Below are 15,269 nucleotides of genomic sequence, written 5' to 3'. Positions count from 1 at the left end.
GACTACATCAGGGCCAGCGGCATGAACCAGCCGCAATCAAAGGCCGTATACATGCCTGCACCCGACCAATCGTCAGAAATGCCAAAAAGCCCTTGCCACGCGGAGGCCGTCCATACATGCCACTGAAACGCTGGATCGTTAGTTGCAACTGAAGAAAGCTGAAGGAGACCGGGATGCAATTAAGGCTTACTTTGCGGGCATGTTTTGGCGCTGTCGCCGCGCTCCTGGCGGTCTCCACTGGCGAGAGCGCCGCGGCCGATCGCGCCAACGGCCAGCGGATTGCCGAGCGCTGGTGCTCGGAATGCCACGTCGTCGCAACCGGGCAGCAGCAAGGCTCCGACCGGGTTCCCACATTTGCTGAGATCGGCGGGTCGAAGCGTTTCGACGATGCGTCGCTTGCAACCTTCCTATCGGCTCCGCATCATTCGCGCATGCCAAACCTTTCACTTACGCGTTCGGAGATTGCCGATCTCGTGGCATACATCAAGAGCCGCAGCCGGTGAAACTGCTCAGGCTTCGTCCCGCAGACAAGACTGGCACGTCGCGGCAAAGGGAACGGCGACGAGCCGTGCTTCCGAGATCGGCTCTCCGCATTTTACGCAAAGACCGAACGTACCATTTTGAAGGCGCTCGAGCGCAGCGTTGATTGCGCGCATCTCTTGCTCGCCGGCTCGCCCGAAGCCTTCGAGAACCTCGTTGTTTTCAAGCTCGACGGCGCGATCCTCATCGTCTGAATCCTTTCGGCGCCCCAGATCGGCGTCAAGGAGGCGCAAGCGCCTGTTCAGATCTTCAAGCCGGCCGCGCAGAATTACTTGAAATTTCTCTTTATGCATCATGATCTTCCTCCAGTTTTTCCGCTCAACATCCTTAGGCTACTCCCGCCGGGATGATTTTGATCTGAGTCAATTCGGGAAGCATATGCCCTGGCCGCGCCGGAAGACCTCCGTTTTTAAACCGGCTCCCATTTCGCTACCACAAGTTCGCTCCGGCCCTCGTTTACAAGTCCGTCGGGATCGAACACGGTTCCGGCGCTCGAAAGGGGTCACGAAGGATCGTCGCTCAGTGCAGACGCTGAGAAGGCCGTGCCATGGCAATATACCTGACTCACCGACACCTACCCGAGCGTAGGCGTCCCCCGGCAGCTTTTTTTGTATGGGAATGGTCTTCCTTGATGCAGCTCAATGCCCGCGCGCCGAGATCCGTAGCTTATCGAGGTTAGTGCCATTCAATCCGTGAGGTGCAGGGCGATGATGACCGAGGATCAAAGCGAAACGATCGCCTTGCTGGCCGATCCGGCGTCTTACGGCCATGCAGGCGCTGTGGAACGGATGGAAACGCATATCTCGATGATCTTTCTCGTCGGCGACCGGGCCTACAAGATGAAAAAGGCTCTGAAGCTTCCTTATGTCGATTTCTCGACTGGAAAGATCCGCGACGAGGCCTGCCGGAAGGAGGTCGCACTGAACCGCGAAACCGCACCCGGTCTTTATGTCGGCGTGCGGCGTATCACCCAGTCTGTCGCCGGTGCGCTGGAGTTCGATGGAAAAGGGCCGCTCGTCGATACCGTCGTGGAGATGATGCGCTTCAGCCAGGAGCAGCTCCTCGACCGCATGGCGGTTGCCGGCAGGCTGACGCCGGAACTGATGACAGCCACAGCCCGGATGATTGCGCTCTATCATCGCCGGGCACCGGTCGTTTGCTTCGGAGGCGGGGCGGCGAACATTGCAGCCGTTCTCGACATCAACGATGCCGGCTTTGCAACGAGCCATGTCTTCGGCAGGACGGAGGTCGAGAAGCTGAGCGAGACCTTACGGTCACGATCGAAACGATACGAGCAGCTCCTCGACGGCCGGGCGTTGAGCGGCAAGGTCCGTCGCTGCCATGGCGATCTTCATCTTCGGAACATCTGTCTGCTGGCGGGCAGGCCCTGCCTCTTCGACTGCATTGAGTTCAATCTCGCCATCGCGACCATAGACGTCCTTTATGACCTCGCCTTTCTGCTGATGGATCTTTGGCATCGGGGCTTTGCCCATCTCGCCAATCTGGTGATGAATCGCTACCTGGATGAAACCGACGACGAGGAAGGGTTTTGTCTTCTTCCATTTTTCATGGCGATCAGAGCAGCGGTTCGAGCGCATGTCACAGCGACGCAGGCCGAAGAACCCAGCCAGGATTTCCGCAAACTGGCCGGGGAGGCGAGATCCTATTTCGATCTCGCGCATAGTCTCCTGGAGGACCGACCGCCGCGCCTGATCGCGATCGGCGGCCTGAGCGGGTCTGGCAAGACGACGGTGGCAGATCTTCTGGCGGCGAAGATCGGTGCGGCTCCGGGCGCGAGGATCGTTGAAAGCGACCGTATCCGAAAAGGCTTGCACGGAGTCAGCGCCGAGACCAGACTTCCGGTTTCCGCTTATCATCCTGACGTGTCGATAAAGGTCTACCGCGAGATGGCGCGGCATGGAGGTCTGATCCTGTCCAAGGGTGGATCCGTCGTCGCCGATGCGGTCTTCGACGATCCTGGCAATCGGCGTCTCATGGAAACCGTTGCCGCGGAGACAAACGCGCGCTTTCAGGGCATCTGGCTCGAAGCACATCCCAAAGTGCTTTGGCAGCGGGTTCACGACCGAGTGGGCGGTCCCTCGGACGCCACCACGGGGGTTCTTACAGGACAGCTCGCCCGCAATTCCACCGAGGTCACATGGCGACATCTCGATACATCGGCGTCTGTGGATGCGACGATTGCCGCTATCGTGTCGGATTCCTGAAGCGGTTATGAGAGTAGGCTCACTGCTCGTGGGCGAGCCCTTTTTCGCTCTTTGACCAGCCGCAGAAATTAGCGCGGGCGGCCGCCGCATGGCTAAGACAGGTGACGATTTCTAAATGGGGATCGCGGTCGGCGTGTGTCCCATTCGCAGAGCGAATGCCAGTGCGGTCATGGCGATGACCAAACCGACAACGTAAAGAGCAACCTGGACCGAACTTTTCGACATGAACAAGAGATAATAGCGAGTTAGGAAATTACAGGAGCGGCAGTTTGTCGCTAGTATATGACTGGGAAGTCACTCATCGAGATCACCAACGATTTTGTTATCTGGTTGTCTCGGCATTCCAACATCGACTTTATCGAGGATGTGGCAGGCAGCCTTCAGGCGGCCGTTGATGACCTGATTTTTGGGAAACCAAATCAATCGGACTCAGAGCTGGATGCAATCAATGCCGAGAGAGCGGAGCGGTCGAAGGGAACAACTCGCCGATTCCCTTGCATAAGGAAAGCTCGAGCTTTCGCGATTCATCGAGGCGACCCACTTTAATGCTGAATTTGTCGACCTCTGCCGGAAGTGGTGCTCAGTCCATTTCTGTGGGGGTCGGTATGGCGTTTTTCTTTTCACGAATGGATGCGCCGAGGGCCTCGAAAGTTCGCGCTCGATAAGTCACGAGGGCGCGCGAGCGCTGGAAATCGAGAAAGCTTTGCCCTAAATCCGTCACCGACAGCGTGTGCTGCGTGCGCTGCGGGTTCCCCCGAAATCTACGGAGACTTCGATCAATCTTCCATATGGGAGCGGGAACCTATGTCTTCGACACTATTAAATGGCCGCATCCAATCCACACTTCGTCAATTCCTCGACAACGAGGCATCAGGCGGCATTGTTTTGATGGCGGCCGCCCTCCTCGCGATCTCGATCGCGAACTCTCCGCTCGAAGATGAGTATTTCCACGCTCTTCATATAAGCATCGGTCCCCTAAGTCTCCAGCATTGGATCAACGACGCTTTAATGGCAGGCTTCTTTCTGCTCGTTGGCCTGGAGATCAAGCGCGAGATGCTGGACGGTCAATTGTCTAGCTGGAGCAGACGGGTTCTTCCTGGGGCGGCCGCAGCGGGGGGAATGCTAGTTCCCGGATTAGTGTATCTCTTCTTCAACTGGAGCAACATGGCAGCGCATCGGGGGTGGGCAATTCCGACGGCGACAGATATCGCGTTTGCCTTGGGGGTCATTTCGCTCTTTGGAAAGCGCGTTCCGGCATCCCTCAAAATATTCCTCGCCGCGCTGGCCATCATCGATGACCTCGGTGCGGTCATCATCATCGCCCTGTTCTATACGGCGGAACTGAATTTGCCGGCCCTTGCTGGTGCAGGGGTCGTTATCGGCCTTCTCTTCGTCTTCAACCGCTCAGGCGTGAAGGTCTTATGGCCATATCTGACGCTCGGGATCGTTCTTTGGGTTCTGGTCTTCACGTCCGGGATCCACGCCACACTGGCGGGTGTTATGCTCGCGTTGACAGTCCCGCTAAAGCTAACACCCGGCACACCCGAAAACCATGCAGAGTCTCCGCTTCACAGGCTGGAACATTACCTTCACAAGCCCGTAGCCTTCTTGATCGTACCGATTTTTGGTTTCGTCAACGCAGGGGTTTCTCTCGTTGGGGTCTCCATGCCCCTCTTTGCCGAACCGCTTACAATGGGCGTGGCTACAGGCCTGATGCTGGGCAAACTCGTGGGCGTCTTAGGGACCGTAGCCCTTCTTGTTAAACTTGAAATTGCGGACCTCCCAGCATCCGCGAGTTGGGGCCAGATGACTGGAACCGCTTTCCTTTGCGGTATCGGTTTTACGATGTCGCTGTTCATCGGACTGCTCGCGTTTGATAATCCGGAGGTGCAGGACCACGTGAAAATTGGCATTCTGATGGGATCGATAGTCTCAGGGATTCTAGGTGCGATATTCCTGACGGCTTTTGGTCGGCGGCGACAAAAAACTTAACTGGACAAACCACCGATGCTCATAGCGTTCAGTGATGAGTAAGTTGCTTCGAATGTGGCCGGGCTATACGGCGCCAACAGGGCTCAAGCCGCGCAAGCCATTCCACTTTTTGCTCGACGGCCTGCGAGTCGCCGCCATAAATTCCGGGCTGAATTCTGATGTCCCAGCGCGGCCACCGCGCGCGGCCCGAGAGATCGGTGTGTCTGGCCGCTGTATCTCCACGAGCACCGTGTAGTTGGTGAAATCGACGACGGGTTTGTTGCGGTTGTCTGTTCAGCGCCGACTGTCATCTCCCGCCCGAACTGACGCTCACGGATCCGCAACGCTATCTATCACTTGATAGAGAAAAGAGGCCCGGATGACCGACACATCGAATGCGATCATGGACGCAACAGAGGAAAGGATCCGCCAGGGGGGCTACAGTGGCTTCAGCTTTCGCGAGATCGCTGCCGACGTTGGAGTGAAGAGTTCAAGTGTGCACTATTATTTCCCCATAAAGAAAGGCTCGCCGCGGCAGTGGCCCGACGTTACACAGACCGCTTTCTGGAAGCGGTGAACGCGTCGAGTCCGTTCCAATGCCGGCCCCGGATATACGGGGTAGCCTTTAGATCGGACTGAACTCGACGAATTTGCATTGCATATGATCCGACCGCGTCTTCTTCCAGTCGTAGACATACTCGCCCTGATCGACGGCGGAGCAACTTAGTCCAGGCATCACGGTACCAGAAGGATTGGTGGCGGCTTTCCGGGCGACGTACCGCCAGAAAAGTCCAGGGATATCGGTCTGTTCCTTCTCGAACCCGGATAGCTGCACGACCGCGCATGGGCTTCCGGCTGCGCGGACACCACCCAGGCACCGCCACTTCCAAAGTCGGACACTCAGACGACCTCCTGCGTGAACGGGTTGGAACTGACCTGGCAGGTTCGAAGATCCTTCTCGTGATCCGCCTTCGCGATCTTCAGATAGTTTTCCTCGGTCGGGTGATCGGACATGCCCGCGAGAGCGCGGAAGGTCTCCAACACGCTCGGGTTAGGCTTCGCATCCTGCTGCAGACGGAGCATGCCCTCCTTGAACTTCGCAGCATCGCTCGCAGCCCGGGATTGCGTGCCAGGGCGGCATCTATGGGTATCTGATCAGTCGCCATGCCGAGTCATGCCGCCACCATCTCGCATTGCTTGGGATCCGAGAAATCCTTTACGGCGACCGGACAGTTGTTGCGGGCATCCGCTAGCTTCCTCGCGAGGTCGGCCGGCTTCGCCTTTTCCTGACCACAGCCTGGATGAAGTCGCACCGCAGCCGCTGCTGCCCGGCCTGAAGCGTGCAGCTAGAGGTCAGCGACGAGTCTTCCTGCTGATTGTAGAGAATGCCGTTGGTCGGATAGTCGGCGGCCGCGGCGTTGAACGCCGCCAGCCCGAAAGCGCAGATAATCAGTGATCGCATGGATGGCCACTCTGCCCGCATCTTTGCAGCGCATGGAGCCGGATTTCAATTCAGGAGCAGCAGCTCTGGTTTGCCGACGGCCCGCAGCATGCAGACTTCGCCTTTGCCTCTGTAAGCCATCGATCTCGGGGCTTGCAGCTTGATGGCCGGGGTGCGAGAGCGACCTCGAAGGAGCCTTCCTTCAGGCGTGGAGACCCGGCACAATACAGCGACATTGGCTTCTCCCCGTCGCTGACTTCGAACGTCAACTTCGCGGACGGCTCCAGCCGAACATGGTCGGAGACCTTCCGGATGATCGCCGAGAACTTGCCAGCGGGCATAGGCGTGCGTGAATCCTCGTCGATATCCCAGAGCTGCACGAAGATTTCCGACCAAGCCTCGGGGTTGGCTCCGCAATCGAGCGCCGAAAACTGCCCGGCCTTCACCTCGGTTACATGGTATCCCGGCTTCACTGCGTGTCCGTCGTAGTGGAAGACCAGCGGCGCGTCCGCCGAGGTCGCCAGCACATCGAGAAGGTGGCTCAGAGTGATGTCCGTGGAAATGCTCTTGTCGATCGCGTTCATCTACGCTACTCCTCTATTCAATGATTCAAGGAATATTTAAATATGGATGAACGTCAAGCCCTTTTGTCTTTCGCTGCCCTCTCGCAGGAGACCCGTCTGGCTGTCGTGAGAACCCTGGTTGTCGCTGGCCCCGACGGAATGGCCGCCGGAACGATCGCCGAGAAGATGGGGGTCTCGCCCTCGAACATCTCCTTCCATCTGAAGGAACTCGAGCGTTCGGGCCTGATCGCACAGAGACGGGAATCCCGCTCGATCGTCTACAGCGCCGACTATGATGCGCTCTCGGGACTGGTGACCTTCCTGATGCATGAGTGCTGCGCCGGGCATCCACAGGTACTCGGAGTTGCCGAAGGCAACGGAGACTGCTGCTCCGCCGAGCCGCCGGAAGTGAACCAGCATGCCTGATGTGAGGAACGCGATTTCACTCGCGACGATCTCGGCGCTCGGCCTGACACAGATCATCGGCTACGGGACGCTCTACTACTCGTTCTCGATCCTTGCGCCCGGCATGGCGAAGGACCTCGGAATCACGCTCGAACACGTCTTCGGCGTCTTTTCAGCGTCGCTCTTCGTCGGCGGGCTGTCGGCTCCGATGATCGGAAAGCAGATGGACAGGATCGGGGCGGCGACCGTCCTGACCGTCGGTTCGGTCCTCTCGGCACTGACGCTCGCGCTGTGCGCTTGGTCGCCATCGGTGGCCGTGTTCGCGCTCGCCATCGTCCTGCTGGAGATTTCCTCGGGGATGGTTCAGTACCAGGCAGCCTTCGCGGCGCTCGTCGAGAGCGACCCAAAGACGGCCTCCCGGAGCATCACGTACCTCACGCTCATAGGCGGCTTCGCATCCACGATCTTCTGGCCGATCTCGGCCGCCTTGATGGGATATCTGTCGTGGCGGGAAATCTATCTGGTGTTCGCAGCGCTTAATCTGCTCCTCTGCATGCCCTTGCATTTCTGGATGATGAGCAAGGGCAGGGCGGCGAACGCCCGGGGAGCCACCCGTGAGCGGGAGCGGGTGATCGGCGCGATTCCGCCGGAAGGACGGCGCGGTGCGATGATCGTCGTCTCGGCCGCCTTCGCACTTCTTGGATTCACGTTGGCCTCGATCCTCGCTCACATGGTTCCGATGCTAGGCGACCTCGGCCTCGGCACGGCCGCAGTGGTCATCGGCTCGCTGTTCGGACCCGCACAGGTCCTCAGCCGTCTAATTAACATGATCTTCGGAACACGGCTGTCGCCGCCCGTGCTTGCGGTCATATCGGCGGCGCTCATGGTCATCGGCATCGTGATCCTCGGCCTGAGCGGAAGCTGGCTACCGGGAGCCGTCGCGTTCGCCTTCTGCCTCGGTCTGGGCTCGGGGATCAATTCGATCGCACAGGGCAGCCTGCCGCTCTATCTGTTCGGCAGCGACGGCTACGGCGCGATCACGGGCAAGATGGCGGCGGCGCGGCTCGCAATGGGTGCCGCCGCACCTTTCGTCTTCGCGATGGCCATGGAGCAGGTCGGCATAGACCTATCCCTGTTCGCTACCGCAGCCCTGGGCATGGTCGGCATGGCCGCCTTCGTAAGCATTGCGATGGCGACGAAGCGGAGCTTCGTCACCGCTGGCTGAGATCAGATTGATTTCAACTGCACCCGCTGTTCGAGCTTGGCCGCGTCTTCCTTCCGCTCGCTATAGCGGTCGGTCAGGTAGGACGAGGCCTCGCGGGTCAGCAAGGTGAACTTCACCAGTTCCTCGCAGACGTCGACGATACGGTCGTAATACGAGGACGGCTTCATCCGTCCGTCGGCATCGAATTCCTGATAGGCCTTGGCGACCGAGGACTGATTGGGGATGGTGATCATCCGCATCCAGCGGCCGAGGATGCGAAGCTGGTTCAGGGCGTTGAAGGACTGGCTGCCGCCCGAAACTTCCATGATCGCCAGCGTCTTGCCCTGTGTCGGCCGGACGGATCCGACCGCCAGCGGAATCCAGTCGATCTGGGACTTCATGATGCCTGTCATAGCGCCATGTCGCTCGGGGCTGACCCAAACCTGACCCTCGGACCATTCCGAAAGCTCCCGGAGTTCCTGCACCTTTGGATGGCTGGCGGGAGCTTCGTCGGGCAGGGGAAGGCCTTCGGGATCGAACATCCTGACCTCGCATCCGAAGCGCTCAAGCAGGCGGCGGGCTTCATGGGCGAGAAGTCGGCTGTAGGAAACTTCCCGGAGCGAACCGTAGAGGATCAGGACGCGCGGCTTGTGCGACGAGAACGGTGGACGGAGAGCTTCGAGGTCGGTTTGGCAGAGATGTCTCTCGTCGAGAGCCGGGAATGTTTCAGACAAGGCGCTTTCCCTTCTCGTCGAGGACCTTCTCCCCATCTTCCTTCGTGAAAGGGCCCTTGTGGGTGTCGGGGAGGATGTCGAGAACGACTTCGGACGGACGGCTCAAGCGGGTCCCAAGCGGCGTGACGACGAACGGTCGGTTGATGAGGATCGGGTCCTTGAGCATGGCATCGAGTAACTGGATGTCAGTCAGATCCGGATTGTCGAGGCCGAGTTCCGCGTAAGGGGTTCCCTTCTCCCGGATCGCCTCGCGCACGGTGAGGCCAGCATCGGCGATCATCTTCACCAACTCGGCGCGGGACGGCGGCGTCTTCAGATATTCGATCACAGTCGGCTCGATGCCGGCGTTGCGGATCATCTCGAGGGTGTTTCTTGATGTCCCGCAGTCCGGGTTATGGTAGATGGTGACGTCCATTGTCAGGCTCTTTCCTTTTGGGAGGCGGATGGCATCTCGTCGCGTTGGTCGGCAAAGAGCCATCCGGCAAGGGCGGCAGCGATCAGCGCTCCGAGGATTTGGGCCACTATGAACCCCGGCAGGTCCATGGGGCGGATGCCGGAGAAGGTATCCGTGAGGCTGCGGGCAATCGCCACCGCCGGATTGGCGAACGACGTTGAGGCGGTGAACCAATAGGCGGCGGTGATATAGAGGCCAACCAGCATCGGAATCGCGTCAACCCGGAAGCGGAGGCCGCCAAGGATCGTGAGGAGCAATCCGAAGGTCGCAACTACTTCGGCGATCCACTGCGCTGATCCCGTTCGCACCGTCTCGGACACCTGGAGGATCGGCAAATCGAACATCGCATGGGCGACCATCGTTCCGAACACGCCGCCAGCGATCTGCGCCAGGACATACGGAATGACCGAGGAAGCTTCCAATTCCCGGCGCGCCATGAAGACCATGGTCACCACGGGATTGAAGTGCGCGCCTGATATAGGGCCGAGGATGGAGATAAGCACGAACAGGATCGCTCCTGTCGGGATCGTGTTTCCCAGCAAGGCGAGGGCCACATCGTCCGTCAGCCGGTCGGCCATGATGCCTGAGCCGACGACGGTGGCGACGAGGATGGCGGTGCCAAGGGCCTCTGCGACGAGGCGACGTCCAAGATCGACTGTCACGTTCATCCGGCCTTCGGAATGTTTCTGCCAATTTCGTCCAGCCGCTGTTGAAGCGCCATCTTGTCGAGCGAGGTCATTGGCAGGCTGGTGAAAATGGAGATGCGGTTACTGAGCATTCTGTACACGTCGTCGAAGGCAAAATGCTTCTCGGCTTCAGTGCCTTCGGCGGCGGCCGGATCGGGCACTCCCCAGTGTGCCGTCATCGGCTGTCCCGGCCATACGGGGCAGGCTTCGTTGGCCGCGTTGTCGCAGACGGTGAAGACATAATCCATTTTGGGAGCCTCAGGAACCGCGAATTCATCCCAGTTTTTCGAACGGGCGAAGGAGGTGTCGTAGTTGAGGGTTTTGAGAAGCTGCAGGGTATAGGGATGCACTGTCCCCTTCGGCTGCGATCCCGCAGAAAAGGCCTTGAATTTCCCTTGCCCGAGCCTGTTCAGGATGGCTTCCGCGATGATGGAGCGGGCGGAGTTCCCGGTGCAGAGGAAGAGTACATTGTAGACGCGATCAGACATGGCTTTGGCCCCCTAGTGATATTGTTCCGCCAGGCTTGCTATCAGGACGGCTGCAGGTGACGGACAAAACCGCCGTCCGGGATTGCTGATCTCCGACACGACATGGCCCTGCGGGCCAGTCATGCCTCTTCTCCGATCGGTGCGCGGCGGGCCGCCTGATCAAGAGCAGGCGCGCAAATCTCTGGGCGTCCTCCGCAGCAGTCTTCCATCAGGTAGGCGAGCAGATCGCGAAATCCGGTCATGTCGGCCGTGTAGCGGACAATCCGGCCGTCTCGCATGGCGCGCACCAGACCCGCCTGATCGAGCACGCGCAGGTGCGCCGACATCGTGTTCTGCACCGCGCCCAACCGCGATGCGATCTCTCCCGCGGGTACTCCTTCGGGTCCTGACTGGACGAGGAGCCGGAATACCTCCAGCCGGGTGTCCTGCCCAAGAGCCGACAAAGCGGCAAGAACTGTCTTCTTGTCCATATATCCAGAAATCTCGATTTAATTCTGAAATAATCGCGTTTCGTGACAGTTTGATGACGGAGGAGCATCTCGCTCAGATCCCGCCCAGGCAGCGGGTCCGAACTGAATTGACTAGCCGCGCCTCTATCGGCCTTCTTCGCCGGACGCACACGCACACGAGGATCGCTGCATCGCTGCCTGCAGATCGCAAAGCTCCGGATGGCCGTTGCAGCAGTCGTTAACCAGAAAGCCGATGAGCAGGCGGATGCCGTCGACGTTCGCTCGATAGATGATCGAACGGCCCGCCCGAGCTGCATTGACGAGCCCCGCACGGGCGAGGATGCCAAGATGTGTGGAGAGCGTGTTGTGCGGGCAGCCGATGGCCTCGGCGATAGCGCCGGCCGCAAGTCCCTCCGGTTCGGCCTTCAGCAGTGTTCGGAAGATCTCGATCCGCGTCGGCTGCCCAAGAGCGGAAAGCGCTACGAGGCCATGGGCGTTGGACATCGCATCGCCGCTTCCTTCGGGTCCGGCGTGTCCGACAACGGCTAGTGTCGCTTTCTTCATGGGATCTCCTGCAAGCCCTCAGCTCTTCAGTTGCCGAGCGGCGGTGACAAGTCAATAAATTTCGACTATCGTTCATTTCGGGAATTCCAGACATAACGAAATATACACAGAGAGTCTGATATCCGTGTGACACTTTGGTCAGCGACGGAATTGGAATTGTGTCGCTGGCTCACAAAAGATGTCGCTCCGGCCCGTCAGACCAGGTCAGCGGGAGGACACATCCATGCATAGATGCAAAGCGATGGTCGACATCGGCCGCCGCAGGTTCCTGACAGGTGCGGGCGTCGCTGCGGCTGCAGCGGTGACGGCATCGGCCATCCCGGCGTCCGAAGCCGGGGCCGCGGCACCTTCTGGCCCGATGGTGTATCCATCGGCCCGGCTGGCGAATATCTCCGATCTCAAGGTCAACGAGCCGATGGACGTTAGCTATCCGGACGCCGAGGCGCCTGGCGTTCTGATCAAGCTCGGGCAGAGGGTTGAGGGAGGCGTAGGCCCCGACGGCGATGTCGTAGCGTTCACCACCATCTGTCCCCACAAGGGCTTTCCGCTCGGATATAACGCGGCCGATCGCACGCTCAACTGTTCCGGCCACTACTCGCGTTTCGACGTCGAGCGCGGCGGCCTCGAGATCTGGGGCCATGCAACGCAGAACCTGCCGCAATACATGCTGCGGGTCGACGACAAGGGCGACATCCATGCCGAGGGGCTGGACGAGTTGCTCTACGGTCGCCTTTCCAACGTGCTGTGAGGGAGAGTGAGATGGCCTACAAGCGTCATATCGGGCAACTGCCGATCATCCCTCCGAACGCCAGGGTGCACAACGTCACGTGCCACTACTGCATCGTCGGCTGCGGCTATCACGCCTATAGCTGGGACGCCAACACCCAAGGCGGGCAGGCCCCCGGAGACAATGTCTTCGGCGTCGACCTGTCGAAACAGCAACCCCCGGAGACGGTCGCCTGGTACAGCCCGGCAATGTACAACATCGTCAAGCAACAGGGCCGCGACGTCCACCTGGTGGTCAAGCCGGACAAGGACTGCGTGGTGAACTCCGGCCTCGGCTCGATCCGTGGCGCGCGCATCGCGGAGATGAGCTACAGCCGCGCCCGCAACACCCAGCTCCAGCGCCTCACCGATCCCATGGTTTGGAGATACGGCGAAATGCAGCCGACGAGCTGGGACGACGCGCTCGACCTGGTCGCCCGCGTCACTGCCAGAGTGATCGATGAACAGGGCGAGGACGGCCTTTTCGTTTCGGCCTTCGACCACGGCGGGGCTGGGGGCGGCTACGAAAACACATGGGGCACCGGAAAGCTCTATTTCGGGGCGATGAAGGTCAAGAACATGCGGATCCACAACCGCCCGGCCTACAACTCCGAGGTCCATGGCACCCGCGACATGGGCGTCGGCGAGCTGAACAACTGCTACGAGGACGCAGAGCTGGCCGATACGATCTTCGCGGTCGGCGCCAATTCCCTCGAAACGCAGACCAATTACTTCCTGAACCACTGGGTTCCAAACCTCCGCGGCTCGACGCTCGACAAGAAGAACCAGATGATGCCAGGCGAACCGCATGCGGCGGCCCGCATCGTCATCGTCGACCCCCGCCGCACGGTCACCGTCAACGCCTGCGAGACCGAGGCCGGGAAGGACAACGTGCTGCATCTGGCGATCAACTCGGGAACGGATCTCGCCCTGTTCAACGCCCTCTTCACCTACATCGCCGACAAAGGCTGGGTGCAGAAGGATTTCATCGACAAGAGCACGTCGCACGACGCGCCGCCACGCCCGCCACTCTATCCTGCGGAGGGCGTGTCTCCCGCCAAACCCGGTCACCTCACGAGTTTCGAAGCGGCCGTGCAAGGCTGCCGGATTTCGGTCGACGACGCGGCGAAGATCACGGGCCTGAAGCCCGAGGACATGGTGAAGGCGGCCGAATGGATCGGAATGCCGAAGGAAGGCGGGAAACGTCGGCGTGCGATGTTCTGCTACGAGAAGGGATTGATCTGGGGCAACGACAACTACCGGACCAACGGCGCGCTTGTGAACATTGCGCTGGCGACTGGCAACATTGGCCAGATGGGCGGCGGCGTCGTCCGGCTCGGCGGCCACCAGGAAGGTTATGTCCGGCCAAGTGATGCGCATGTTGGGCGGCCCGCGGCCTACGTCGACCAACTTCTGATCAGCGGCAAGGGCGGCGTTCACCACATATGGGCCTGCGACCACTACAAGACGACCCTTAACGCAATGGAGTTCAAGCGCGTCTACAAGGAGCGGACCGACAAGGTGAAGAACGCGATGTCGAGCGTCGCATACGGTGACCGCGAGGCGATGGTCGACGCCATCGTTGCGGCGATCCGCGACCGCGGCCTCTTCGCCGTCGACGTCGACATCGTCCCGACGAAGATCGGCCAGGCCGCTCATGTCTGGCTTCCCGCGGCAACGTCCGGCGAGATGAACCTTACCTCGATGAACGGCGAACGGCGGATGCGGCTGACCGAACGCTATATGGACCCGCCAGGCCAGGCCATGCCCGACTGCCTGATCGCCGCACGCCTCGCAAACAACCTCGAGCGCGTGTTCCGCGAGATGAGCAAGGATGACCTCGCCGACAAGTTCAAGGGCTTCGACTGGAAGACAGAGGAGGACGCGTTCATGGACGGCTACCATGCCAACGCCAAAGGCGGGGAGTTCGTGACCTACGATCGGCTGCGCGCGATGGGCAACAACGGGTTCCAGGAACCCGCCACGGGCTTCGCAGACGGCCAGATCGTCGGAACGCAGCGGCTCTACACGGACGGCGTCTTCTCTACCGACGACGGCAAGGCCCGGTTCATGGATGCGCCATGGCGCGGCCTCCAGGCTCGCGGCAAGCAAGAGGAAAAGGACAAGTGGCCGTTCCTCATCAACAACGGCCGCACGAACCATGTCTGGCAAAGCGCCTACCTCGACCAGCAGGAAGAGCTGGTCGTCGACCGGTGGCCCTATCCGTTCCTGCAGTTGAACCCGGCTGACATGACCGAGCTCGATCTGAAGGGCGGAGATCTCGTCGAGGTGTACAACGAGAGCGGGTCCACCCAGGCAATGGTCTACCCGACGCCGACTGCGAAGCCAAAGGAGGCGTTCATGCTGTTCGCGTATCCGATGGGCGTCCAGGGCAACGTGGTCAATCCCGGAACGAACGAACTGATCATTCCCAACTACAAGCAGACCTGGGGCGCGATCCGCAAGATTTCTAATACTCCGGGCAACGCCGAGCATCTGTCTTTCAAGTCGCAGGAATATAAGATGTGACCGGGACGAGAGGGGGTCACCGCTGAGGGCCCCGCGATACGGCTGAACTCGCTTTCGACACAAGACTGACTTCGCAGGCGGAACCAAGGGGGCGATTGCCACGCCTCGCAGCTCGGCCGCGGCAAGATGGCCTTGCCCCTTCCGCCCTTGCTGACTGCGCTTTCCTTGATGATCTCACGCTTGATACCCTTCTCCTTGGCATAGTCATGGAGCCGGCTCTACTTCGTGCAGAACGCCTTCGCGGGATCACC

At 60.1% G+C, this 15,269-nt stretch carries 17 protein-coding genes and 1 pseudogene; 8 read left to right on the top strand and 10 right to left on the bottom strand.

The features are described 5' to 3' along the window. The first annotated feature begins 173 nt into the window (after positions 1-173). The gene (locus tag HGP14_RS32295; RefSeq protein WP_168833897.1) at positions 174-503 is read left to right on the top strand and encodes a c-type cytochrome; all 330 of its coding nucleotides are present in this window, start codon (positions 174-176) and stop codon (positions 501-503) included. Positions 504-509: 6 nt separating this feature from the next. Here HGP14_RS32295 and HGP14_RS32290 read toward each other — a convergent pair whose 3' ends face one another. Continuing rightward, complete coding sequence (locus tag HGP14_RS32290; protein WP_205927431.1) at positions 510-833, bottom strand: TraR/DksA C4-type zinc finger protein; 324 nt, start codon at positions 831-833, stop codon at positions 510-512. Positions 834-1,247: 414 nt separating this feature from the next. On the opposite strand from HGP14_RS32290, the gene HGP14_RS32285 reads away from it, so the two are divergent. The 3 genes and pseudogenes from HGP14_RS32285 to HGP14_RS32275 form a co-directional block, all read left to right on the top strand. Then, the gene (locus HGP14_RS32285; RefSeq protein WP_168833895.1) at positions 1,248-2,765 is read left to right on the top strand and encodes a bifunctional aminoglycoside phosphotransferase/ATP-binding protein; all 1,518 of its coding nucleotides are present in this window, start codon (positions 1,248-1,250) and stop codon (positions 2,763-2,765) included. An 804-nt stretch (positions 2,766-3,569) separates the two neighbouring features. Next, on the top strand, positions 3,570-4,757 hold the full coding sequence (nhaA, locus tag HGP14_RS32280; protein WP_168833894.1) for a Na+/H+ antiporter NhaA: 1,188 nt from the start codon (positions 3,570-3,572) through the stop codon (positions 4,755-4,757). A 358-nt stretch (positions 4,758-5,115) separates the two neighbouring features. Next, positions 5,116-5,315, top strand: a pseudogene (locus tag HGP14_RS32275) (TetR/AcrR family transcriptional regulator); the annotation flags it as partial. Positions 5,316-5,636: 321 nt separating this feature from the next. Here HGP14_RS32275 and HGP14_RS32270 read toward each other — a convergent pair. The 3 genes from HGP14_RS32270 to HGP14_RS32260 form a co-directional block, all read right to left on the bottom strand. Next, positions 5,637-5,819, bottom strand: a complete 183-nt coding sequence (locus HGP14_RS32270) for a hypothetical protein (RefSeq protein ID WP_168833893.1) — start codon at positions 5,817-5,819, stop codon at positions 5,637-5,639. 166 nt (positions 5,820-5,985) lie between these two features. After that, a complete protein-coding gene (locus tag HGP14_RS32265; protein ID WP_168833892.1) occupies positions 5,986-6,198 on the bottom strand; it encodes a hypothetical protein in 213 nt (70 codons plus the stop codon). A 50-nt stretch (positions 6,199-6,248) separates the two neighbouring features. Further along, positions 6,249-6,761 (bottom strand): DUF6428 family protein, encoded by a 513-nt coding sequence (locus HGP14_RS32260; RefSeq protein WP_168833891.1) that lies wholly within the window; start codon positions 6,759-6,761, stop codon positions 6,249-6,251. A 42-nt stretch (positions 6,762-6,803) separates the two neighbouring features. Here HGP14_RS32260 and HGP14_RS32255 point away from each other — a divergent pair, with 42 nt between their 5' ends. Continuing rightward, positions 6,804-7,166, top strand: coding sequence for a helix-turn-helix transcriptional regulator (locus HGP14_RS32255; RefSeq protein WP_168833890.1), 363 nt, complete (start codon positions 6,804-6,806; stop codon positions 7,164-7,166). Continuing rightward, positions 7,159-8,370 (top strand): arsenite efflux MFS transporter ArsK, encoded by a 1,212-nt coding sequence (gene arsK / locus HGP14_RS32250; RefSeq protein ID WP_168833889.1) that lies wholly within the window; start codon positions 7,159-7,161, stop codon positions 8,368-8,370. The genes HGP14_RS32255 and arsK overlap by 8 nt, the downstream gene beginning before the upstream one ends. Before the next feature lie 2 nt (positions 8,371-8,372). Here arsK and arsH read toward each other — a convergent pair whose 3' ends face one another. The 6 genes from arsH to HGP14_RS32220 form a co-directional block, all read right to left on the bottom strand. Further along, positions 8,373-9,119, bottom strand: a complete 747-nt coding sequence (gene arsH / locus HGP14_RS32245; RefSeq protein WP_168833888.1) for an arsenical resistance protein ArsH — start codon at positions 9,117-9,119, stop codon at positions 8,373-8,375. Further along, entirely contained in the window at positions 9,076-9,504 is a 429-nt protein-coding gene (gene arsC / locus HGP14_RS32240) for an arsenate reductase (glutaredoxin) (protein ID WP_168833899.1), read from the bottom strand. Before arsC ends, arsH begins: the two co-directional genes overlap by 44 nt. Next, a complete protein-coding gene (locus HGP14_RS32235; protein ID WP_168833887.1) occupies positions 9,501-10,205 on the bottom strand; it encodes an aquaporin in 705 nt (234 codons plus the stop codon). The genes arsC and HGP14_RS32235 overlap by 4 nt, the downstream gene beginning before the upstream one ends. After that, positions 10,202-10,711, bottom strand: a complete 510-nt coding sequence (locus tag HGP14_RS32230; RefSeq protein WP_168833886.1) for an arsenate reductase ArsC — start codon at positions 10,709-10,711, stop codon at positions 10,202-10,204. Before HGP14_RS32230 ends, HGP14_RS32235 begins: the two co-directional genes overlap by 4 nt. A gap of 119 nt (positions 10,712-10,830) precedes the next feature. Next, positions 10,831-11,181, bottom strand: a complete 351-nt coding sequence (locus HGP14_RS32225; protein WP_168833885.1) for a helix-turn-helix transcriptional regulator — start codon at positions 11,179-11,181, stop codon at positions 10,831-10,833. A 123-nt stretch (positions 11,182-11,304) separates the two neighbouring features. Beyond that, positions 11,305-11,724, bottom strand: a complete 420-nt coding sequence (locus HGP14_RS32220; protein WP_168833884.1) for an ArsR/SmtB family transcription factor — start codon at positions 11,722-11,724, stop codon at positions 11,305-11,307. A gap of 223 nt (positions 11,725-11,947) precedes the next feature. Between HGP14_RS32220 and HGP14_RS32215 the strand changes: the two genes are divergently transcribed. Beyond that, positions 11,948-12,472 carry an arsenate reductase (azurin) small subunit gene (locus tag HGP14_RS32215; protein WP_168833883.1) on the top strand — a complete coding sequence of 175 codons (525 nt, stop codon included), beginning with the start codon at positions 11,948-11,950 and terminating at the stop codon, positions 12,470-12,472. 11 nt (positions 12,473-12,483) lie between these two features. Then, on the top strand, positions 12,484-15,018 hold the full coding sequence (locus tag HGP14_RS32210; protein WP_168833882.1) for an arsenate reductase (azurin) large subunit: 2,535 nt from the start codon (positions 12,484-12,486) through the stop codon (positions 15,016-15,018). Positions 15,019-15,269 lie beyond the last annotated feature (251 nt).

Origin of the sequence: Rhizobium sp. P32RR-XVIII (genome assembly GCF_012641395.1) — a bacterium.
Lineage (GTDB): Bacteria > Pseudomonadota > Alphaproteobacteria > Rhizobiales > Rhizobiaceae > Rhizobium.
This window is presented reverse-complemented; position numbering and strand designations above follow the sequence as displayed.

Excerpts from the sequence above, each read along its gene's own strand:
- HGP14_RS32295 (WP_168833897.1), top strand. The coding sequence starts at position 174 with ATGCAATTAAGGCTTACTTTGCGGGCATGTTTTGGCGCTGTCGCCGCG.
- HGP14_RS32290 (WP_205927431.1), bottom strand. The coding sequence starts at position 833 with ATGCATAAAGAGAAATTTCAAGTAATTCTGCGCGGCCGGCTTGAAGAT.
- HGP14_RS32285 (WP_168833895.1), top strand. The coding sequence starts at position 1,248 with ATGATGACCGAGGATCAAAGCGAAACGATCGCCTTGCTGGCCGATCCG.
- nhaA (WP_168833894.1), top strand. The coding sequence starts at position 3,570 with ATGTCTTCGACACTATTAAATGGCCGCATCCAATCCACACTTCGTCAA.
- HGP14_RS32270 (WP_168833893.1), bottom strand. The coding sequence starts at position 5,819 with ATGCTCCGTCTGCAGCAGGATGCGAAGCCTAACCCGAGCGTGTTGGAG.
- HGP14_RS32265 (WP_168833892.1), bottom strand. The coding sequence starts at position 6,198 with ATGCGATCACTGATTATCTGCGCTTTCGGGCTGGCGGCGTTCAACGCC.
- HGP14_RS32260 (WP_168833891.1), bottom strand. The coding sequence starts at position 6,761 with ATGAACGCGATCGACAAGAGCATTTCCACGGACATCACTCTGAGCCAC.
- HGP14_RS32255 (WP_168833890.1), top strand. The coding sequence starts at position 6,804 with ATGGATGAACGTCAAGCCCTTTTGTCTTTCGCTGCCCTCTCGCAGGAG.
- arsK (WP_168833889.1), top strand. The coding sequence starts at position 7,159 with ATGCCTGATGTGAGGAACGCGATTTCACTCGCGACGATCTCGGCGCTC.
- arsH (WP_168833888.1), bottom strand. The coding sequence starts at position 9,119 with ATGGGGAGAAGGTCCTCGACGAGAAGGGAAAGCGCCTTGTCTGAAACA.
- HGP14_RS32235 (WP_168833887.1), bottom strand. The coding sequence starts at position 10,205 with ATGAACGTGACAGTCGATCTTGGACGTCGCCTCGTCGCAGAGGCCCTT.
- HGP14_RS32230 (WP_168833886.1), bottom strand. The coding sequence starts at position 10,711 with ATGTCTGATCGCGTCTACAATGTACTCTTCCTCTGCACCGGGAACTCC.
- HGP14_RS32225 (WP_168833885.1), bottom strand. The coding sequence starts at position 11,181 with ATGGACAAGAAGACAGTTCTTGCCGCTTTGTCGGCTCTTGGGCAGGAC.
- HGP14_RS32220 (WP_168833884.1), bottom strand. The coding sequence starts at position 11,724 with ATGAAGAAAGCGACACTAGCCGTTGTCGGACACGCCGGACCCGAAGGA.
- HGP14_RS32215 (WP_168833883.1), top strand. The coding sequence starts at position 11,948 with ATGCATAGATGCAAAGCGATGGTCGACATCGGCCGCCGCAGGTTCCTG.
- HGP14_RS32210 (WP_168833882.1), top strand. The coding sequence starts at position 12,484 with ATGGCCTACAAGCGTCATATCGGGCAACTGCCGATCATCCCTCCGAAC.